The organism is Methanobrevibacter sp. (genome assembly GCF_045603845.1).
GTDB lineage: Archaea > Methanobacteriota > Methanobacteria > Methanobacteriales > Methanobacteriaceae > Methanocatella.
In genome coordinates this window covers 60,862-83,798 of sequence record NZ_JAZUMY010000083.1, presented here as the reverse complement: position 1 = coordinate 83,798, position 22,937 = coordinate 60,862, and the positions used below count along the sequence as shown (strand labels likewise).

The 22,937-nt window shown below is 35.8% G+C and carries 20 protein-coding genes; 7 read left to right on the top strand and 13 right to left on the bottom strand.

Going from position 1 to position 22,937, the window contains the following annotated elements; genetic code table 11:
- Positions 1–97 precede the first annotated feature (97 nt).
- The 11 genes from ACKI2W_RS08285 to ACKI2W_RS08235 all read right to left on the bottom strand — a co-directional run bounded on the left by ACKI2W_RS08285 (position 98) and on the right by ACKI2W_RS08235 (position 11,156).
- Positions 98–424, bottom strand: a complete 327-nt coding sequence (locus tag ACKI2W_RS08285; RefSeq protein WP_407381081.1) for a hypothetical protein — start codon at positions 422–424, stop codon at positions 98–100.
- Complete coding sequence (locus ACKI2W_RS08280) at positions 319–570, bottom strand: hypothetical protein (RefSeq protein WP_407381079.1); 252 nt, start codon at positions 568–570, stop codon at positions 319–321. Before ACKI2W_RS08280 ends, ACKI2W_RS08285 begins: the two co-directional genes overlap by 106 nt.
- Before the next feature lie 6 nt (positions 571–576).
- Positions 577–1,506, bottom strand: a complete 930-nt coding sequence (locus ACKI2W_RS08275; RefSeq protein WP_407381077.1) for a hypothetical protein — start codon at positions 1,504–1,506, stop codon at positions 577–579.
- A gap of 60 nt (positions 1,507–1,566) precedes the next feature.
- Positions 1,567–1,950: a hypothetical protein gene (locus ACKI2W_RS08270; protein WP_407381075.1), complete on the bottom strand. Its 384-nt coding sequence runs from the start codon at positions 1,948–1,950 to the stop codon at positions 1,567–1,569.
- Positions 1,951–1,973: 23 nt separating this feature from the next.
- A complete protein-coding gene (locus ACKI2W_RS08265) occupies positions 1,974–3,530 on the bottom strand; it encodes an SWIM zinc finger domain-containing protein (RefSeq protein ID WP_407381073.1) in 1,557 nt (518 codons plus the stop codon).
- Complete coding sequence (locus ACKI2W_RS08260; protein WP_407381071.1) at positions 3,527–4,630, bottom strand: 2-hydroxyacyl-CoA dehydratase family protein; 1,104 nt, start codon at positions 4,628–4,630, stop codon at positions 3,527–3,529. Before ACKI2W_RS08260 ends, ACKI2W_RS08265 begins: the two co-directional genes overlap by 4 nt.
- 4 nt (positions 4,631–4,634) lie before the next feature.
- The gene (locus ACKI2W_RS08255; RefSeq protein WP_407381069.1) at positions 4,635–6,827 is read right to left on the bottom strand and encodes a hypothetical protein; all 2,193 of its coding nucleotides are present in this window, start codon (positions 6,825–6,827) and stop codon (positions 4,635–4,637) included.
- Positions 6,828–7,883 carry a 5-methylcytosine-specific restriction endonuclease system specificity protein McrC gene (gene mcrC / locus ACKI2W_RS08250; RefSeq protein ID WP_407381067.1) on the bottom strand — a complete coding sequence of 352 codons (1,056 nt, stop codon included), beginning with the start codon at positions 7,881–7,883 and terminating at the stop codon, positions 6,828–6,830.
- Positions 7,870–9,996, bottom strand: coding sequence for an AAA family ATPase (locus ACKI2W_RS08245; protein WP_407381065.1), 2,127 nt, complete (start codon positions 9,994–9,996; stop codon positions 7,870–7,872). Before ACKI2W_RS08245 ends, mcrC begins: the two co-directional genes overlap by 14 nt.
- Before the next feature lie 83 nt (positions 9,997–10,079).
- Positions 10,080–10,442, bottom strand: a complete 363-nt coding sequence (locus ACKI2W_RS08240) for a hypothetical protein (RefSeq protein ID WP_407381063.1) — start codon at positions 10,440–10,442, stop codon at positions 10,080–10,082.
- A gap of 18 nt (positions 10,443–10,460) precedes the next feature.
- Positions 10,461–11,156, bottom strand: coding sequence for an endonuclease/exonuclease/phosphatase family protein (locus ACKI2W_RS08235; protein ID WP_407381061.1), 696 nt, complete (start codon positions 11,154–11,156; stop codon positions 10,461–10,463).
- Positions 11,157–11,270: 114 nt separating this feature from the next.
- Here ACKI2W_RS08235 and ACKI2W_RS08230 point away from each other — a divergent pair, with 114 nt between their 5' ends.
- From ACKI2W_RS08230 to ACKI2W_RS08200, 7 genes are all read left to right on the top strand, one after another.
- Positions 11,271–11,519, top strand: coding sequence for a hypothetical protein (locus tag ACKI2W_RS08230; protein WP_407381059.1), 249 nt, complete (start codon positions 11,271–11,273; stop codon positions 11,517–11,519).
- A gap of 27 nt (positions 11,520–11,546) precedes the next feature.
- Complete coding sequence (locus ACKI2W_RS08225) at positions 11,547–11,906, top strand: hypothetical protein (protein WP_407381057.1); 360 nt, start codon at positions 11,547–11,549, stop codon at positions 11,904–11,906.
- Between the two features lie 241 nt (positions 11,907–12,147).
- On the top strand, positions 12,148–15,288 hold the full coding sequence (locus ACKI2W_RS08220) for an ATP-dependent helicase (protein ID WP_407381055.1): 3,141 nt from the start codon (positions 12,148–12,150) through the stop codon (positions 15,286–15,288).
- An 11-nt stretch (positions 15,289–15,299) separates the two neighbouring features.
- Complete coding sequence (locus ACKI2W_RS08215; RefSeq protein ID WP_407381053.1) at positions 15,300–16,559, top strand: exodeoxyribonuclease III; 1,260 nt, start codon at positions 15,300–15,302, stop codon at positions 16,557–16,559.
- Positions 16,560–16,578: 19 nt separating this feature from the next.
- A complete protein-coding gene (locus ACKI2W_RS08210) occupies positions 16,579–17,055 on the top strand; it encodes a zinc-ribbon domain-containing protein (RefSeq protein ID WP_407381051.1) in 477 nt (158 codons plus the stop codon).
- 12 nt (positions 17,056–17,067) lie between these two features.
- Complete coding sequence (locus tag ACKI2W_RS08205) at positions 17,068–19,455, top strand: DEAD/DEAH box helicase family protein (RefSeq protein WP_407381049.1); 2,388 nt, start codon at positions 17,068–17,070, stop codon at positions 19,453–19,455.
- Between the two features lie 5 nt (positions 19,456–19,460).
- Complete coding sequence (locus tag ACKI2W_RS08200) at positions 19,461–20,033, top strand: class I SAM-dependent methyltransferase (RefSeq protein WP_407381047.1); 573 nt, start codon at positions 19,461–19,463, stop codon at positions 20,031–20,033.
- A 2-nt stretch (positions 20,034–20,035) separates the two neighbouring features.
- Here ACKI2W_RS08200 and ACKI2W_RS08195 read toward each other — a convergent pair whose 3' ends face one another.
- On the bottom strand, positions 20,036–20,521 hold the full coding sequence (locus ACKI2W_RS08195; RefSeq protein WP_407381045.1) for a metallophosphoesterase family protein: 486 nt from the start codon (positions 20,519–20,521) through the stop codon (positions 20,036–20,038).
- A 42-nt stretch (positions 20,522–20,563) separates the two neighbouring features.
- The gene (locus tag ACKI2W_RS08190) at positions 20,564–22,801 is read right to left on the bottom strand and encodes a hypothetical protein (protein ID WP_407381043.1); all 2,238 of its coding nucleotides are present in this window, start codon (positions 22,799–22,801) and stop codon (positions 20,564–20,566) included.
- Positions 22,802–22,937 lie beyond the last annotated feature (136 nt).

Here is a 22,937-nt window from a genome sequence, read left to right as displayed (position 1 = left end):
TTTTAAAAGTGTTTTTATACTAAATAATATTATTAAAATTAATATTTAAAATAAGTCCGAGAGCATTTGAACAGTAATCGTGCTCCCCATTTTTTGTTCAATTCATCCCCGACCTTAGAGGTCGGGGTATTCTTGCACATATTAGATAAAGGCTTAAGGTTGAACCTATAATGATTAAGATGAAAACTGCCAGTATCTCATCAAGATGGGTGTCTTTTAGGAATTTTCCGATGACGGTGAAATACTCGCCCACAAGGAACAGTATCCTGAAAAGTCTAATCAATCTGAGATATCTTAAAAACATGAACGGAGACAGTATCATATCAAAAGGAATTGAAGCGATAAGTTCAATCCAGTTGTCCCTGAAGTACTGCTTTTTATCATCTGATTTGAAAAATCCGTAAAAGAAATCAAAAAGTAAAATGATACATGTGATGATGTCAAAATCAGAATCTTTTGATAGAAATCATAGGGAATGTCAAAGATTACCGTTGATGTTATCAGTATCACATCTATGATTATAATGAAGCTTAAAATGACCTGTGCAACATTCAGGAGCTTTCTGTTCATAATATCCTACTCTTCATAATCATTGATTGATGATATCAGACTTTCCATATCACCCAAAACGTTGTGTAAGTCATCATCATTAGTTTTGGACATGTTAATGACCAGTTCGCTTGACAAATCATCCAGTTTGTCAATGATTGCGTTCATATTGGCCATCTTATCGTTAATCTCATTATCTATTCTTTCGGAATCCTCGTTTGTAAACTTAATCAGGTTGATGAGACTGTCATACTGGTCAGCGAAGATTTTGTGGCAGTTGTCAATGACCGCCATGAACTTGTCATAGGTTATCTGAGGCGGTGCGAACTTGGCGTTGATAAGATCCTTTGTCTTTAATTCCTTTTCGTCATACTGCCTTTTAAGATCATTTGCCTTTGCAAGATGAGGTGAATAGCTAACATCCAATATTGGGATTGTGTTTTCCTCACGGACAACGTCTGTACTGTTTTTATCAGATACTGGCGCCTCATCATTTGAGATGATTTTATGGATGACAAATCCTATTGCAAAGGCAATCATTGCAATCATCACATATACAATAAGCACACCCAAGGAATATCCTCCGTTTTCACCAGATAAAAATGCTTCTATTGCAGCTAAAAAGCCGATTACGATAATAGCTAGCGTTACAATTTTGGTTTTGGCCAGTCTGAATTTTCTTCCAGTATACCAGTATAAAAGAAAATGCTTAATGTCCTCGCCCAGACCGCCGGTGTAGAAGCTGGAATCTATTCCTGCCAGTTTGTGAATTATAAATCCAAACAGAAATGCAAATAGAGCAATAAGCAGTGAGAATAATAGCCCAAATTCTATCGGAGGTGAATCAATGAAAGAAATAAACGTGACTAAAAATATTATCAATGTGATAAATTTCGTTCTGGAAAACACGTAACGGTTGTTTTCGCTCCAATAGAATAATAGATTAATTATGTTCATATGATTATATTTAAAGCAATCAATATTTAAATATTAACAATGTATATACATCCAAAATAATCACTTATTTAACAGATAATGAATCAGAAAACATATCGCAAAAACGGGAACGGAAAAGATTAAAGCAATTATTACTGAAGCAATAACAGACATAATGACATTATATTCACCAGCAGAGGATATTGAAAAATAAAAACTCAACGCATAAATGAATCCTATTGAAAATACTGCCTCAGAAATAATTTTTGATTTGGATAATCTGTACTTTTGAGTCGTTTTATCAGGCCAGTAGAATAATCTTTGAGCCCATTCATTGTAAACTACTCCATTATCATTAACTGACAATTCATTTTTATGACCATCAACCAAATTTATTCCACAATTTTTACAGAAACTTTCATTCTCATCATTTAATGTTTGACATTCTGGACAGATTTTACTCATTTAATCACCACAGGCCCATCAGATTATGGTTTAACCTTTACTTTTTTAAATTCATCCCACATTGCAGATCTGTTTTTATATTCCACTTTCCATTTGTTTAGCATTCCTAAAACAACCTTTTCACCACCAGGGACAGTTAACATTTCATTAAGAAGTTTAACAATGCTTTGATAATGCTTTCTTGAACCGGTGTTTGACACTTTGTGCTCAGCGATGAAAGAATATTTCTCAAGCAATTCCTTTGAATAATTTTTAGATAAGCGCTTCCTGTAATAAGATAAATCATATTCATGATGAATATTTTCGATCAGACGTCCGTAAAGTCTATCATAAGCAAAACATTCATTTAAAAAAGAATTAGTGTCCTTGCAATTAATAAATATGTCTTCCCTTAACTCAATCCATTCATCTTTAGAATACTGTTTTTTTAATTCCTTATAATCATCAATATCTCCATATTCAATGATTAATTTGTATAACTCCTTTTTATAGTTACCTGAATCACCAGTTTTCAAATATAAATCTTTTAATTGGATTTGAAACTTGTGCCTGTCATTTACATATTTACTGTTTAAAATTCCCTTCTTAATTAGCACGATAGCTTTCGGGTAATCTTCAGCCTCAATAGCATCATTTATAAACTGCTGCCTTACCTGAGGATAATTAACATATTTCAGCCTAAATTCATCAATTTTATTTTGTGAACATCCCAAATCCCGCATTAATTTGATTTTAAACATAACATATGATTCTCGGTAAAATGAACTGGTTTTTAAAAGGATATCCTCAAGCAGATTATATTTTTCTTCCAGCTGATATTTCATATCAAAATTGCCGAAAAGCATTTCAGAAAATTTAATTATATAATCTTCTCCACATTTGTATCGAACAGCTGACATTAACCAGTCAAAAACGTCATCTGAAGCACTGGTATCGATTAATTTAGAAATCACATTAAGGATTTCATCCAGATTTTCATAATAATTGTCATTCCACGGATACTCTAGCTGACTGCACACCATTATGAATGCGTCATCCATCAGATCCAGAATTAGTTCATATTCCTTTCTATCAAACAATAGCTCAACATCGTCATATATAAAACGGGACAGTTCATATGAAAAATCATCCTCATATATTATGTCATCCAATTTTGATTTGTAGTAATCCCCATCAACTTTAAAGCTGAATTTCATGATAAACTTATTTTTAAGCTCCAAGTTACCGTTCAGATCATCAAAGAGAAATTCTTTCACTTTATCATCACTGACGCTTTCAAATAATTCCTTGATATCCACATCACTTTCAATGTAGTCATCATCATCTTCCAGAAAGTACAGTAAAGCTGCAAGATGCTTGCAGTTATCCCTTTCAAAATAAGGGCATGTGCAGCTCATTGAATCAACATGGCCATGCTCATCAAAGATTATTTTGACATCATAATCAAACGTTCCGCTTACAACCGCATTGACCTGTCTGGAATTGCGATTTATTATCTTAACGTCATCGGTTATGAAATATCCTCTGTCCAAAATCTTTTTCTCGAATAAAAACTCCCATTCACCCATAGCAATCCTCATTCACCAATAAAATCAAGTTTGCCTTTTCCATCACTGACTCCTTCATAAATATTGATTGCGACTAGATTGGAATATTTATCGAATGCATCTGCAAAAACATCACTTTTTGTATTCACAAGTATCAGCAAATCCAGTTTGATAGCTAACTTCACTAGTATTTCAGCCGTTTTTATCTGAAATTCATCATCCATACGGCTATCTATATTGTCTATAATTAAAAAGGATTTTTCAGGAATCGCCTTGTTATCAAGCAGAATCTGCAAAACGCCCAATTCCTTGATTTTGCGAGGAAGTTCATCAATTTCAGTTTCCTCACCATCATCACAGGTAAAATAAAATTCGTCGTCATATAATTCAAACTCGCCTCCCATAGCATCCTTAATCATTGCGATTAAATCCTTCGTATCTGTCTTGCATTTGAAATGTGTGGATGTCATATAATGATACAGTTCCTCATAGTGATAAGGAAAATTATAATAGAAATCCATTATAGGTTTGGGACTTAAATAGATTATGTTTCCCGGAAGCAAATCAATATCATATGTTATTGCAGTATTTCTAAGGTTATCATTTCCCTGTTTGATGAAACCTGCGGGATTATCATCAATTGAAAACTCAACATTATAATTTCTATATGTATCCAGCCTGCCTGTTATGAATTCACGGCCAAGCATTTCCTCCAAAATAGTCTGCCGATACTGCTTATACTCCCCATGCAGATCAATAGCTTCAAGCATTTCTGATGTATCTATTTTAATTCCATATTTTTCCAATAACTCTTTGAACTTGTCAAATTGGCTTTCCAGGTAATCCTTGGATGCGTCATAGTCATCCCAATCCTCAATCATTTCATCAAATTCCCTCATAAATGAAATATCGCGATGGTTCCTTACTGATTGAAAAATTATATTTCTAAAAAGATTAACCGTTGCATAATCACCCTCACTGGACAATGTGATTAGAAATGCAAACAGTATTCTGTTCAAATCGGATTTGCCTTTACCGTCAAGTCCTTTTATTACTGCAATCTTATCAATTGCAAATTCACCTTTTTTGATTAATGCGAAATTATCAACACTTATCTTAACATTTTCAAACATATTTTCACCTGAAATAATTTTGTGATATCTCATCAGACACTTCAATAATATTTTCACCATTAATAAGTCTATTCAAGTATTTTAAAGAGTTCTTTTTATTAATAAGTCTCTTTTCGAACTTCATATAAGACCAAGTTTTATTGAAAATCTTTTTAACATTTGAAATTCCTAAAATCTCCAGCAGTATGACAATGTTATTGACATTATCAACTTCAATAGCCTCATAGCTTTCAAGCTCCTCATCATCAAGAAATATCGGATTTAACTTAAGCTGGAACAGTTTCAATTCCTCCATTAATGCTTTTCTCATATCATCATAATAAACGTATAACATTGCTTTGGAAGCTAGGACATCATACAATAAATAATAATCTTTATTTTTATATGCTCTGTTTGAATGCTCATTCAAATATTTTATGGCGCCTTCAGGAAAATGGGTTAATTTATTTTCCTTCAGATACATTTCAAGATCATCAAAATCAAACATTTCCATTCCAAGCTCATAAAAGCTTATCCAATTTAATTTTGATAATGCCTCTTCACCGTTTTCATTTAGAACATATTCATCATCACCAATTTGGGTATATAATCCATTTTCAACAATTCTTGTTGCCAAATCAACTTTATTTCCCGATACTTTTAAATTATTCTCTCTTAAAATCTCCTTAAAATCACATACCCTGTTTGAATCCAGCATGACACGGTAAATATCTTCACCATAATTTTTACTTTCAATCAAATTCAACTGGAAACATAATGCCTTGATTTTATTGGCATCCGATAAATCCAGATTTTCACAGACTTCATCAATTTTAGGATTGTAATTTAATGCATTCAACACTTTATACATATCATAAGAGTAATAAGGTGACTCAGCATCATTCAGTTTGTATTTATCAAGTTTACCTTGATTTTCAATTGAATTGGGACGTGAATAATTTTTGGTGTAGTAAACCTCATCCATAAAATAATGGCTCAAATCGATTTGACTTTTGGAATGGTACTCTGCCATATCATCAATGCTTAAGCCATATTCATCATTTTCAAATGAATCATCAGAATAAATTTCATAAAGCCTGTCAATTATGTTAGAATTACCTCTTAAATCTATGATATTATCATTATTATCGGATAAATCCCTAGTAACCTCATCATAATTTAAAGTTTTTCCTCCACTTATATTGAATCCGCATATCCTACAATAACTGTCAGATAAATTGATGGGCTGATAGCAATCAGGACATAAAGGTGCATTTTCCAGATTCGTGAAAAACAATTCCCTATCTTCGGATAAATCCATGCCGCTAGCCAAATAAATTAATCTTGTATGAATGCCGTCATCACGAACATCACCATCCCCATATTCCTTCTGAAGACGCTTTTTAATTTCAATGGCTTTTTTTGCTGTGATAATACCATCATCAATCATTTCAAGCATGTACTCGGATAACCCATCATCATGGCCAATAATTTCTTCAAAATCAAAAATGGGTTCTGGAAGATTATTCCTCAATTCAAAAAGTATCTCCTGAAATTCCAAATGATTTTTTAAAAAGCTCTTTTTAATGTCATTAAAATAATCGTCAATATCTATCGAATTTCTGAATTCGCTTGCATTATACCTTTCATCATCACTGAGAACTTCATGATAATAAATCTCACAAACCCCCGGCGTTGAAATATCCTCCAATAGAATAGTGGAGCATAAATTCAAATCATAAAGATTTGAAATATACTCATTATCACCAAAATCATTATCCCCAATGATATTATCTGAAATCATGTCGAAAGGAATTGCCGTTGCAACAAGACTGTCCGTTAATTTAGCGGCCAGACCATAATGCATAAGGATTTCAACAAGACTGCGTGTAGGCTGGGCAATGCTGACATTTTTTCCTGAAGCTAAAAAGAAAGAGAAATCCATGAAAAACAAATGATTTCCCCGGAATTCAGGAAGTATGAAAACATCCAACAATGAGAAATTAACAGAATAATCCTCACTAAAAGTTATAAACCCAACAACCTTGCTTTCAAAGACTATTTCTTTAAATATGCTGCATTCATCAAAATTAAGAGTATAATTTTCAACAATCATTGATTCATAAATATAATTATAATCCTTTTCCAATAATTCACTGACTGATTTATTCTCCATTTCATCATTTAACTTAGAATTTTCTCGAATAACGTATTCCATTTAAATACGCCCCTTAAAATATTCATTAACAATCCCATCCAGCTGAGTTTTAATCATCTCAAAATCCTGATTCAAATCCAGGGTTTTCACGCTGATTTTATTGCCACTCATAACATAATCACTATCCGGCTGAATCCTTTCATTACTCATCGCATAAAGAAGCATTCCACTGACTTCAATGTCATTTCCCTGAAGCTCCACTTCCTTATTTTTAACATATGTGAAAATCTGATATAAGTTTGAAGTGTTATGTATATTCTTTCCATAGTTTTCTGAAAGGTTGCTTTTGTAGAACTTGGTATCAATAATGAGAATCCTGTTTTCATACTCCAAAGTAACGTCAGTCTGCATTTTCGGAAGCAGAAAGTCAGCCCCCTCATCAATCTGCCAGCGGATTTGAGGAGAATGAGCCAGAAGCTCGGGATGTTCCTTTTTATAGTAATTTAAAACAAATTTCTCATAGAGCCTGCTCATCTGCTGGTCATCGAAAAATTCCATCAGCTTGACTTCACCGGACTTTTCAGTGTGAATCAGGCCCTTGACAGCAAGATAACAGATATTAATAAGCATCTTATAGCTCTGATTATTTCTGTCAAATCTGATTTTCCAGTTGATTTTTGAAACATCAATCAAATCAACCTCGCTGAAATACATCAGAATACTTTTAAGCTTCTTTTTTCTGGCATGGGAAATATCCGATTTAATAAGCAGATTCATTGTGGACTTTAAAATACGGTTCAGATAACAGTTAACGGAAAATTCATCGTAGCTGCAGTTAAGCTGGCCTTTGATAAATGACTGCTCATTGATTGACTCGGTTATATTGATTTTACCCCTGATTGAAGAAGTCGTCTCTGAAATTTCAATATAATCCTTAACAAGACCCTGCTTGATTTGCTTTGCCACGCCAATAGCTAGAATTTCTGAAAGAAGTTCAGATATATTTTCAAAGCTTTCAGTTTCAATTTTTCTATAGCTTTTATCCTTAAGGACAGAGAATGCATATGAAAGCATATAGTAGATGTTTTTAATGTAAATCGTTTCAGAGGCTATCATCAACAACACTTCTCAGCTGGCCGGACCAGTATTCAACCTTATCCTTTTCATCAAACCAGTATTCCTTTAAAAGAGGAATAAGTTCATATTCTACAATATATTTCAGCTTTTCATCCACATCATCACGGATATTGCACAGATAGCTGTGGCCGATTCTGAATCCTTCACCTAAAGATTCATCATCAGTGATTTCCCGGTTAAGCTCACCCATTACTTCAACCAGATTGTCAAATCTCTCATCTGAAAGCTCACTTTGATAGTTCTTAAAACCGTCTGATAAAAATCCAGGGCTTAAATCAAAGAATGCGAATCTTCTTCTTAATGCATAGTCAATCATTGCAAGAGACCTGTCTGCCGTGTTCATAAGCCCGATAATGTGAACGTTTTTGGGAATGAAAAATGATTCATCGGAATACAATAGCTGAATTTTATTTTTAGGGCCTCTCTTGTCGTTTTCAATAAGCATGAAAAGCTCACCGAAGATTTTACTTAAATTGCCTCTGTTGATTTCATCAATGATGAAGAAATAGTCATTTTCTGAATCTTCTTCTGCCTTTTTACAGAACTTATAAAATGAACCTTGCCTTAGTTCAAATCCTTCTTTTGACGGTCTGTAACCCATTACAAAGTCCTCATAGGAATAGCTTTGATGGAACTGTACCATCATGACACGGTTGATGTCCTTTTCGCCCATTATTGAGTAAGCAAGCCTTTTAGCCATAAATGTTTTTCCAACTCCAGGTGCTCCCTGTACAATAAGGTTTTTCTTGTTTATCAATAATTCAACAAGTGTGGAATAGTCATCTTCTGTGATATAAACCTCATCAAGGAATTTTTCCGAAGAATAAGTAGGATATGAAATTTCTTCAATATCATCAACAGTTCCTTCTTCACCTATTAATTCCTTAATATTGTTAAGCATCTCATAATAATTTGTAATATCAGTTAATGTCTTCATAGGCAATTTACCATAATCATATGCCCAATCTCCTTTATTAGTCCATTTAATTTTTCTAATATTATGATAAGACCTGCTGGTATCATATTCATAATCTGATTCTATGATTCCCCGACCAATAATTTTACCCATACCTTGTTTAGCAAAAACAATATCTCCAATTTGCATTTCATGAACAAATTGCCATGACGCATGTACATCATGCATATGAGATGATTTATCATTGAAAATATCCTGAAATTTTAATTTTAGTTCATCTTTATTGTTATATGTGGATAAATCTCCCGTACCACTCATTCCAATGCCAATAATTCCTTCATTATAAAATTCATCCCACAATCTTGCAGATTCACCAGGAGAAATTAACCAATATTTAACTGTTTTAACATCACTATCACCAATTCCCTCATCGTCATCTGATTTATTCTTAAAATATTTGTCCTTTGGGAATAAATTTACAATATCCTCTTTAAATAAAGAATAAAACTTAATATTTGCCTTTTCACTTAATTCACACAATTGCCCATCATTGACATAATAACCTTCTAAAGGATCAATACCAAACATTGAAAGGAATTCTCTTTTCATTTGCATATTATGAACAATAGGGAATTTATCTGGAAAAATCAGAACATAATACTTATGAATCCAAGAATGAGTAGGGTTTGCGTCACAATCTTCAAATATTTCATTCAATTTATTTTCTAGATATGAATAGTCATCAATTGTATTGAGTTTAAAATTTCTAATAAAATTCGCTCCATTTACCAAAGCATCCCTTATTTTAATTGCAACATCAATAGCTTCATCTTCGGTAATACTTTTCATATTGGTTGACGGACCAGTAGTCCATTGATTAGTTTTTCTATGTTTAAATAAAGAATATTTGCTGGCTGAACCTCCACTAATACTTCCAGTTCCAATAATTTCTTTAGAAAATTCCAAATAATAACATAAATTGTTTTTATCCCCATCATGTAAAAAAATATAATCTAAAACATCTTTCCCATCTAATTTTTCAAGAATTTCAGGTGAGAATTTTTTATAAAACTTTTCATATTTTAATATATATTCTTCCTGTTCATAGTTTCCTAAATTATTTTCATCAAGGTAGTTTCTAATCTTTTTAGCTGAAATATCATATTGATTATCCATAAAAATCCCATAAATTAAATAGTCAAAATTAAATTTATAATTTCATAATAATATATTAATCGCAGAACGAAAAGAATTTTAGATTATTCTGCATAAGGTCCGACACCATGTTCTCTATTATATTCATCAGCTAGAGATGCATAATCCATTTCCTGACCTTGATAGTAATATTTTCCTGTATATGTATCCTCATATACAACCGCATCGCCCAAATATTCTTCATCCCTTACTTCTCTGTAACGACCATCAGATGATTGTCCGCCATCGTTGGATGAGGATTCATCACTATTATTGCCAATATGTGTTACATTTATAGTAACGTTATTTGAAGTGATATTGGTATCATTATTTATTTGTTTATCAACATTTGAGTTCATCCCATAAATTAGCAGAATTACTCCTATAATGGCAACAATTACTAAAATCAACACGTATTTTTTATTCATTAATCCACCAGCCAAATATTAAATCTCAAAAATCAGAGGGACATGATCACTTAACTTAAGCCATTTTTCTGCATCGCCAACTTGGAGCTTGTTAACTTTACCTGGTGATGCGAATACATGGTCGAGATGAAAAGGCTTGTCGAGATGCCTGTACATAAAAAATGTTGGCTGTGATTCTTCGCCTTGATTTTCATCATTCAGATAGTGATATGTATCTGTAAGGCCGCATTCAGATAGCTTTTCAATTACCTCATAAACATTCTTGGCGTGAGCTCCCTTTAAACGAACATCACAATTGAAATCACCGCAGATTATCATGTCTTCATTAAAGAATCCTGAATCTTTGTGTTCTTCATAATACTTTGTGATTTCTTTGGGATAATGGACTGATTTATTTCCGTCCATATCAGGATTGGTCCAGATTCCCAACAGATTAAATTCGTCATTAACTCTGACAGGTATGAAATATCTTAATCCCCTGTCATCCAAATCGACCAATTCCATTTTTACATCAATTCGAGCAAAAATTCCAAGACCATAATACTGGTTTTCACCGACCCAGAAATAATTGGATGCAAATTCATTATATTCATCCGAATCAGCTACTGACGGATTTTCACATTCCTGAATTACATAGACATCCGCATCCTCTTCAAGGATAGCAGGAAACTTTTCGCTGAATTTTCCGTTACAGTTCCAAGTAATGATTTTCATAATAAATAGTATATATGATGTTAATAATATAAGTTTATATCAAAATGAAAGTAATTGAAGGGATAATGAATGGCAGATAAGGATGCAATCATAAAAATTTTATTGGTAATCGTTGTGATTTTATCGGCAATACTTGTAACATATGTATTCACCATGAACAGCGTTAATGCAGATACATTCGAAAGAGTAAATTTGAGCAGCACATGCAGTCTTGAATTACCAAAAATACATTTTGATGAGGATAATATCAGTGATAAATCATCATACAGTGGTGTTACAGTAGGAGAATACAGCAAACTTCTAACTTCAGAACATCTTAGCATACAGTATACCAAATCATACATCAGCACAGGAATAACCTGATCAGGCTTATCAAATGAATCTTCTGAAATGAAGCTAGCTAACAGCAACTGGTACAGCAGATATGTGTCAAATCCTGCTACCGGCGAATCAGTGTTTATTGCAGGGGAAGACAAGGAAATGGTTGATAAGATTGCAGACAGCATAATATTCAGCAAAAGTGATGATAAAAACATTACAGAAGATACACAAAATATCGATACGTCCGACAATGTCAACACTGAAGAAAATGATGATACGCCATATGCATATTATAACGGCCAACCCGTGACTGAAGAAGAGTATAATGAAATATATAATAATCAGCCACATCCAGATATATGGTTTGAGTATCATCCCGGTGCACCAAATCCTCATGAAGATTCACAGGATTATGAAAGTACATATTAAGATGATTTAATCATCTTTTATTTTATTTTAATATATATTTAATTAAAATAGAAAATTTATATAATTAAATTCTTTTATTTTTTTCAACTAACTATTAAATCAATTTTCAAACACATTAAAATTTTTGTTTTCACAAAAAATTGACTAAATTAAATTTACACCATTACTATTTCTTATTTCAATAATTATCTTTATAATACATTATTAACAAAGTATTAATAACTATTAATGGAGTAAAATTATGGCAATTGAACTAAACGAAGAACAGAAAACAATTGTTGAGTACAACGGCGATAAATTCCTCAGCGTTCAGGCAGGACCTGGTTCAGGAAAGACCAGAGTTATCGTCGAGAAAGTGAAGTATATGGTTAATGAGCTTAATGTCAAGCCGGAGTCATTTCTGATTATCACATTTTCCACAAAGGCTGCTGATGAGCTTAAGGACAGATTAATCGAAGGAGACATTCCGGCAAGCGATGTGCAGAAGATGCAGATTTCAACCATCCATTCATTCTGCTTCAAGATTCTTGAAGACACGGGCACTGTCGGACTTGATATAGTTGCCGACGGGGACAAGCAGAACCTTTTCATCAAAAAGCATTTAAAAGACCTCGGATTTGAAAAGCAGTCTCATATCAGAAGCTATGAAATAGAAAATATCCTTAAAAAGTACGGCGAGTATTCCACTTTCAATGTGGATTATGAGGGCCTGGCGCAATACCTTGAGGAGAATTTCCCGGTCGATGATGAATTCGTGGAATTCGTAGACACTTATATGGAGGAAAACGACGGGGAGTTTCCGATTGATGAGGTCAAGGAAAACAAGACTTTCAAGGATTCATACAACAATGCGAAATACATCCAGATTGCAAAATCATACCCTGAATATTTAAATCTCCTGGAAAGGGAAAACGCAATCGACTACAACCAGATGCAAATCAAGGCTTTAAAAAAGATGGATGAGGGCTACATGCCGAAATACACCAATATCCTCATTGACGAGTTTCAGGACACTGATCCTGTCCAGATGGAGCTTTTCAGGAAATTCATTGAAAACGAAAACACAGAATCATTCACGGTTGTGGGCGACATCAACCAGAGCATTTACGCTTTCAGGGGCTCAAACAAGAATTATTTCAAGGTAATCATGAAGGATTACGCTGACAGGTTCGAAGAGGTCTGGCTTACAACAAACTACCGTTCAACTGCCGAAATCATTGACATTTCACAGGACTTTATCCTGCCCCATTATGACTCCGCCGACAATGTCATTCCTGCAAAATGCGGAAGCGGCAAAAGCAACGACGTCTACTTTATGGTGAGCGAGGACAAGAATAAAGAAGCCGAAAACATTTATGAAATCATAAAATACGTTCAAAACGACGATAGGATGAGGCTTTCAGATATCGGAATTCTCATGCGTTCTGTTAAATCCGGCTCATCATGCATTAACCCGCTGATGGAGCTGTTAGATAAAAACAACATAAATTACCAGATTAAGGGAACAGGAGACCTGGCCGAAAACGAAGATTTAAAATACATTTTAACATTAATGTATCATCTGATTCAGGATGATGACCCTTACTACACATTCGTTCCGTCAGATACCAAGGACTGGCTGAATTTAAAAACTTTAACCGGTGCTAATGACAACAAGGTTCTCTTTGAGCTTTCAGATGACACCAAACAGATTCTAAACACTTTACATGACGATTTTGAAAGAAACGTCATCGACATGGACAAAACAGTGTGCTCAGAAAACGAAGGCTGGGGAAGGGGAATACAGAAGTTCAACGGAATATTCACCAAGGCCAATGAGAGAAAGGACGAGGTCTTCAGCCGTGTGAAAAAGCCGATTTTAAGCAATGAAAATTTAATCAAATACGGAATTACAAATGAAAGAGATCTGGAATTTTTCCACGCATTAAACGATTTAAAAGCTAGAGTGAACGCCGAGAAATACTATGACAGGCCTACAATATCTGAAGTCTACTTTGAGCTTTTATGCGACATTACAGGATACCTTACACCGGAGCTTGTAAACAACCATGAGGATGTCATAAATGACCTTGCGGCAATCCTTCCGCCGATATCTGTTTACGGTGAAATGATGTATGACAGGAGCCTCAGGGGAGCATTCTGGTTTATCAAAAACTCAATAAAAGGCCTTGACGCATACAAACCTGACGAGGATGCAGTGCAGATCATGACAGTCCACGCATCAAAAGGACTGGAATTTCCTGTAGTCATCCTTGCATCCATAAGGGAAAACGGATTCCCGTCAGGATTCAAGCAGATTGACACGGACTCCGTCACATACACACCTGAAGAGTTTTTAGGCTATGACAAGTATGACGGCGATGCCGAATCATCCCATATCGAGGAAGAGGAAAGGATACTCTATGTTGCAAAGACACGTGCAGAGGATGAGCTGATTCTCTCAAGCATCGTCAAGGACTCAGAGCCGGATGTTGAAAATGCATTGAACGACTGCTGCGAGGAAAACATGAGAAAAATCAGCAAGGCTCCTGAGCGCATAAACGACGTCATTGACGACAATCTGGAGTATACAAGAATCATAAATCCTCAGGATATCGGCATCAACATTCTTGACCCCAAACACTCAGATGACGAGGAGGAAATCATCAACTTAAGCTTCACCGCACTTGAAAACTACAACGAATGTCCCTTCAAATACAAGCTTATAAATGAGCTCGGATTTAATGTGACGACCAAAAAGGAAATAGATGAGGGAATATTCATACACTCAGCTCTTGAAATCATAAACAAAAAGATAAAAGCCAATAATAACCAGTATGTGGGTGACGGGGAAGTTGCCAAAACCGTTGAAAGGCTATTTGAAAAGGCAAACATCAAGCTTAAAGAAGAGCAGCCTGAAAAATACGGCGAAACCCTTGATGCGATAACAAACGACGTTATAAGATACTACAATGAAGTGGGAAACAGTCTTAAAATCATAAACAGTGAATATCCGTTCTACATAAGAGGTGAAAACTACGGATTTTCAGGTTTCGTTGATCTGATTTATGAAAAGGACGGAAAACTCGGAATAATTGACTATAAAAACACCTCCCTGGTATCAAGTCCTTATCTTAAAAAATACAGAAAGCAGCTTCACTTCTATGTGATGGCACTGAGAGATGAGAACAAGGAATTTGAAGGCCACAAAATCGAAGAGATTCAGATATATGCAATCAGATACAAAGGAGGCAAGCTTTTCCCATTCAATATAGATGATGACTATATTGAAGAGCTTAAGGAGGAACTGAAAACTACTGCCGATAAAATAAGAAACAATGAATTTGAGGCAAACTGTGAAGACTGCACAGGATGTCCTTACAGGAAAATATGTAAAAAATAGCTGGTGAAATGATGAAAATCATCTCATGGAACATCAACGGACTGAAATCTATTGTAGAAAACGGATTTCTTGATGAAATCATATCTCAAAATCCGGATATCCTATGCCTTCAGGAGGTCAAGTCAACCGAAATTCCCGATATCGAAGGATATACGAGCTGCAACAATCCCTGCACTACAATGCCTAACCTTTACGGCACTGCAGTCTATTCAAAAATCGATCCGATTTCAGTCAGATACGGATTTGGAGATGAAGAATTTGACTGTGAAGGAAGAGTCATCAGACTGGAGTTTGAAAACTTCAATCTCTTTACAGTCTATGCACCGTCCGGAGCCAAATCAAAGGAAAGGCTTGAGAGAAAATACCGTTTCTATGACAAGTTTACAGATTATATGAATAAATCAGCAAAGCCTGCTGTCGTGTGCGGGGACCTCAACAGGATTTCCGCTGAAATCGATGCGAAAAATCCGAAAAACATTATCGACAAGTCAGGTTTTCTGAAAGAGGAAAGGGAATGGTTTGAGGATATATTATCAGACAAGTTTCTTGATGCATTCAGAAAATTCAACGACTCAGGAGACAATTTCACATGGTGGCCCAACAGAAAAAACTTTAGAGAGAAAAACAAGGGATACAGATTCGATTACTTTCTGGTTTCAAAGACTTTTGAAAAAACTCTTACTGACTCCTACATATTAAAAGATCAGATGGGTTCAGACCATGCACCTATAGTGTTAGAGCTGAATTCCTGTCAAGTATGTGGCACAGTCAACAGGACAGATAACGAATACTGCTACCTCTGTGGAATTAAACTGATTGAAAGTGAAGATGAAAATATCGAAAGTGATGAAAAGCTTGAAATTGCCAAAGACAAAATCATTCTTCTTGACCTTAACTACACGCTGATTGCAAACTCAAGTCAAATCAGATACCTTCCATTGGATGAAAAGATCAAAAATCAGGAATATGAACTTGAACTGATTGACCTTATAAAGGACAACTATGTCATTTTGATTACAGCAAGTCCATATAAACGTTCACATAAAATATTACGTGACATTAAGGAAAAGACCGGCTTTGAACCGGATGAATCCTACTGGAACTTCAACCGTCAGCCGCCGGTGGTCAAAAAGTACTGGATGGAAAGCGAAGTTCTGCCGAATCATGGAGATGACCCGGATAAATACCTTGCAATCGAGTCCAATCCGACTACAAGAGCAATGTATAGGAAATTAGGAATTGAAGCAAGACCCAAAGGAGATTTTATTTAAGATAATGAATGGTGAAAACATGAAAGTATGCAAAAACTGCGGCTGCAACCTGCCTGATGAAGCAAAATTCTGTGCAGAGTGCGGAAGCGAAGTAATAGAAGAAGAACCTGTAAATGAAAATGAAACCAAATTCTGTAGAAACTGCGGATTTGAGATGCCGAAAGAAACTAAATTCTGTCCTGAATGCGGGTCTCCAACATCAGGTGTCCCACAGGTAAGAAACGCAAATGTTGCTAATGCCCACAGTCCGATTCTGGCAGCGATACTGTCATTTTTCATTATAGGTCTGGGGCAGCTATACATCGGTCTGACCAAAAAAGGAATAATACTCTTTGTTGCGGCAATCGTTTCAGGAATACTGATGCTGATAGTAATCGGATGGATATTATGGCTTTTAATATGGGGCTATGCAATATACGACGCATACAACTCCGCAGAGAAAATGAACAACGGAATAGCTGTTGAAGACACTCTTGATTTTAATAATTTATTCTAAATTTGAATACTGATGAAAATGAAACGGAATGCATTTACTGGAGACAATGAGGAGTTTTACCTTAACCTGAAAGAAAGCATTGGAAATGCAGATAGCATTGACATCATTGTTTCATTTCTTATGAAATCCGGCGTCAAACTCATTATCGATGATTTGAAGGATGCTGTTAAAAGAAATTCTAAAATTCGAATCCTTACCGGAAGCTATCTTAACATCACCCAGCCGGAAGCATTATTTATGCTTAAAAATGAGCTTAAAGATGATGCTGATTTGCGGTTTTACTCACATCCAGACAGGAGCTTTCATCCAAAAGCCTATATTTTCCACAGAAATGACTGTGACGAAATATATGTGGGCTCATCCAACATCTCCAGAGGCGCATTAACCGATTCAATCGAGTGGAACTATCACTTTAAAAAATCAGACAACGAAAAGGATTTCAAATATTTCCAGGACACATTTGATGATCTTTTTTTAAATCATTCCGTTGAAATTACTGATGATGTCCTCAACGAGTACTCATCCAAATGGAAAAGACCAAAGCTTCAATTAAATCAAAATGACGATGAATTATTTGAACCGAACGGTGCTCAGATTGAAGCATTATACAGCTTAAACAAATCTCGTGAAGAGGGCTATGATAAGGCACTGGTTGTTGCCGCCACAGGTATAGGAAAAACATATCTTGCAGCATTTGATACAGAAAACTACAAAAAGATCCTCTTTGTTGCACATAGGGAGGAAATAATAAGGCAGGCTGCGGAAAGCTTTAAAAGAATATATCCGGAAAAGTCTCAGGGTTTTTACTACAACAAAATCAAGCAGAAAGAAAGCGACATCACATTCGCTCTGGTTCAGAGCCTCGGAAAAAAATCCAATCTGGAGGATTTTGAAAAGGACCGATTCGACTACATCATCATAGATGAGTTCCATCATGCAGTTGCAGGAAACTACAGGAGAATCCTTGACTATTTCACTCCAAGATTCCTTCTGGGCCTGACAGCAACTCCCGAAAGGCTGGACAGCAGGGACGTATTTGCATTGTGCGATTACAATAATGTCTATGAAATCCGCCTTAAGGAAGCGATTAACAAAGGATACCTGGCTCCATTCAGATATTATGGAATTTACGATGACACCGTTGATTACAGCCAGATAAACATGCGCAACGGAAAGTATGACGAAAAGGACCTTGAAGAACGGCTTATGATTAACAGAAGAGCGGATTTGGTTTTGAATCATTATCTCAAATACAATTCCTCATCAGCAATAGGATTCTGCTCATCCAGAAATCATGCCGAGTATATGGCGGGATACTTCACAGAAAAAGGCATTCCGTCAGCTGCAGTCTACAGCGGCAACCAGGGAAAATACACTCAGGAAAGACAATCTGCAATATCCAAACTGAAAAGCGGACAGTTGAGAATCCTTTTTACGGTTGACATGTTTAACGAAGGAGTTGATATCCCTTCAGTCGATACTGTACTGTTTTTAAGGCCAACGCAGTCACCAACAATATTTCTGCAGCAGCTGGGAAGGGGGCTGAGAAAAGATGAAGGCAAGAAGTATCTGACCGTCCTTGACTTTATCGGAAACTACAGAAAAGCAAATCTGGTGCCGTTTCTGCTAAGCGGATATGACTACAGTACAAAAACCCTTCTGAACGAAAGCGTTATGGAATTCGAATATCCCGACGACTGCTATATCGACTTTGACTTTGAGCTGATTGACCTGTTTAAGATTCAGGCATCACAGGAGATGAATGTGAAAGAAAGGATTGTCATGGAATATGAAAACGTGAAGTCCCAAATCAATGAAAGGCCTACACGGGTGGACCTTTTCCTGAAGATGGACGAAAATATCATCTCTTCAATGAAAAAATCATCCAAAATTAACCTTTTCAGGGATTACCTGAAATTCCTTAAAGACAACGGTGAGCTTGACAGTGAAGAAATCGAATTCGTATCTACACCTGCCCACGAGTTTTTAAAGGCAATTGAAACGACAAGCATGACGAAATCCTATAAAATGCCAATACTGAAAGCATTTTATAATGACGGAGATATAAAGTTAAACATAACAGACGATGATGTCTATGAAAACATGAAAAAATTCTATTCATACAGCTCAAATGCCGTGGACATGCTCAAGGACAAATCCTCCAAAAACTTCGCCTCATGGGACAAGAGCAAATATCTCTCCCTTGCGAAAAGAAACCCGATTAAGTTTCTTCAAAAAACCCATGGCGAATTTTTCAAGCCGAAAGAAGGTTATGCATTAAGCCTGTCTGATGATTTAAAAGATTATATTAAAATGGATTCATTTAAGAATCATTTCAGAGATATTATAGAATACAGGACCCTGGACTATTATAAGACAAGATTTGAAAGGCAAAAGTGATTGAAATGGAAAATTTTTATGATTTGAATGGAGAAGAATTCTTTAAAGGAACAGTAAACGTTGACATCAGCTACCTGTACGATGATTTTTTAAAGCTGATTCCTGAAAACGGAAATATCCTTGATGCAGGATGCGGATCAGGGCGAGACTCCAAGTTTTTCAAATCACAAAACTATAACGTCACCTCAATCGACGGGTCAAAGGAAATGTGCAGGCTTGCAAGCGAATACCTGAATGATGAAGTATTACATATGCAGTTTCAGGAAATGGATTTTTCAGAGGAATTTGATGGAATCTGGGCTCTGGCATCACTTTTGCATGTGCCGTCAGATGAAATCGAAGACGTGCTGAAAAAGATGAAAAATTCCTTAAAGGAAAACGGAGTACTGTATGCATCATTCAAGTACGGTGAATTTGAAGGAGAGAGAAACGGAAGATATTTCTATGATTTGAATGAGGAATCTTCAAATGAACTATTCACAAAGCTCGACTTTGAAATCGTCAAAACATGGACCACTCAGGATGCAAGAAAAAACCGCCAAGATGAGAAATGGCTAAACATCATAGTCAAAAAATAATATTACAAATTGATGAAATTAACTTCAATTTCATCAGCTTTCTTTTGATTATCACCAATATCCAATACTGCAACTGACGCATCTGATTTTATAGGCCTGTTTGAACTTCCGGGGTTAACGAAAAGAATACCGTCAATGACTCTGCAATGGGGCTTATGAGTGTGGCCGCTTACGACAACATCAGCATCCATTTTTAATGCAAATTTCAATAGCTTTTCAAAATCATCTGAATAACTGGTTGCATGATTTACGGCTATTCTGAAATTGCCTGCTTCAACAATTTCAGTTTTATTAAAATCAAGCTTGTCATTGTTTCCAAGTACTGCAACGACCGGTGCAGCTGATTCAAGCTCATGAATTACCTTCTCGTGAGTTATGTCTCCTGCATGAATGATTAAATCAACACCGCTAAACTCTTCAAGGACTTTTTCGGAAAGCTTTCCTCTCTTTTCAGTGATATGGGTATCTGAAATCAAACCTATTAGCATAATAAACACTTAAATTAATTTTAAAAAATAAAAGAAGAAAATTCATCTTCTTTTATATCCACAAACAGAAGCAAATAACATTAAAACAGAAAAAAGCAGCAGCAAAGGATTGCCGGTAGGCTTTAATGTTACCTCACCATCATTTAAATCCTCACCGCCCCGAATAAGCACTGTAGTGAATGCCTTATCATAATCGAATGCCGTAACTGTGGCCAGACCATACTCATCACCGTAAAGATAAGCGACAGCCTGTCCGTTTACCCAGTCAAGGGTAACTGATTTCTGGCCGTTGAAACTTCCCTTATCAGTTAATAGAGTGACTCTAGGACCGCTGAAGAACTGGCTGGCATTCAAGCTGTGGTCAGCACCTGATGAATCGGTATATACATCAGCTGTGATTCGTGAATATTCACCATAATCTATTACTGAAGGATTTGAACGGACATGTAAGACCAGCCAAGGATCATATATGACAGTGCCGTTGTTGTTTTTGAATGCTGATTCAGGAGGCTTGGAATTAGTGCCCCACCAGTTGAACCTTGCATCAACGTCTCCGGATGTTAATCTGTCCATGTTGCCGAACATCTTTTCTAAAAAGGGCGCCATTTCCTCAGACATGTTTCGAAGCTCCTCTTCTGTATAGTTTTCAGCTCCAGGCTGTGATTTTGCCAGAAGATATGCCAGCTCCTCCATTGAAATGTCAGGATCAATGCCGTATGAATCAAGAAGGAAGCGTTTGGTGCTGTCCTTGACAACATTGTTTTTAAAGTTGACGGCACGGTTATAGTTTATTGTGCTGGTCTGCATAACAACAGCAAAGGCCGTTTCAGAGCCTGTTCCTTCAAGATTGTTTCCGACAGCTGTGAAATTGCCGTTGATTGTGTAATTTGTGCTGTTGAATACGGATTCTATTATATCGAAAATCTCTTCTATGCTTGCATTTGAAGGTATCGTTATGTTGAAATCATCCATATTTATGCTTAAGGGAACTCCTGTTATGAATGTTGAGTTCTCACCTGGGATATCATACACGAGGTTTTTGTTGATGGCCACATTTCCCAGTGCCATGACGTTGATTGCTCTAGATTTTGGAGAGTTAATATCTGTTACGTTATTTTCTGAAACTTCAATGAATGCTTTGAAACTGTTATAGTCTATGGCTTCGCCTGATATTCCGATAGCTGATGATGAGGCCTTAATTTTACTTACGTTATTGTTCAGCACATGAATGTCAGCGCATCCCACACCTGATGCCTTCATGCCGGTTACTGCTGAGTTTGCACCTGATGCATCCAAATCATTAACATTTATATCATGGATAAATGTGTCTGAGCTTTCATTTTGACCTATGGTGGTTATGGCAACCCTTATACCTGTGACAGAAGCGTTTTCATAACTGCCTGAGGAAATATTGCTCACATTCAAATCACAAATTTCCAGTGTAGGCAGAGTGCTGTCAAGTGCGAATACATCGATGTTGATGCCGTATGCCTCAACGGGAGCCATGACATTTTCTGCGGCATTTCCTCCTACATCAAAATCAGTCAGATTGTCGAAAACGGCAGCACCTCTAATATCTATACCGTATGCTGAGGCGTTGGCTGATTCTATGTTTGAAACATGATTGTCAGTTACGATCACTTTCAAATCTTCGCTATCAAGACCTGTTCCGTTAACTAAAATCCCTGAAGCTGTTCCGTTTTCCTTTTTGTTCTTGATGTTGGTGACATTGTTTCTGGATACGACCGGATTGAATGCCATAACAGAAATTCCGGCTTCACTTGCATCTGATATGCTGTTTTCAATTATTTCTATATTTCTGATTACGGATATTTCAAGGCCTGATGAATTTGAAATTGTTGGTTCGGCCAGTATTCCGATTTTTCCCCCTGAAATAGTGTTTTTCTCAATCTTACAGTCACTTGCATTAACCAGGATTCCTGTTGCGTTCTCATTTGAAAGGATAATGCTGAATCCTGAAATGGACGTGTTATTTGCAGTCGGCAAAATCATGAAAGCCACATTTTCGGATTTGAGAACTGCATTTTGCCCTATAATGGAAAGTTCCTTGTCAATTACAAGGTCTTCTGAGTATTCACCGCTTTCAACCATTATTGTGCTTCCGGCAGTGGCATTATCAATAGCCGATTGGATGGATGAGCCATCACTGACAATAATCTGACCTGATTCAGCTAGAACTGTATCATTATTATCCATTGCCGAAATTGGATTCAGACAGATGAAAAATAAAATAAATAAAAATAAATAAAAATGTTTCATATTATTCTCCCCTTTATTTTGTATACTGTTATATTTTATTTTCTATTATTTGATTTATAAAGTTATTTATAGTTTGTTTTTTGGCCAAACTAAATTCATAAAGCTACAATTTTCAAATAATGAATTTTATCCAATT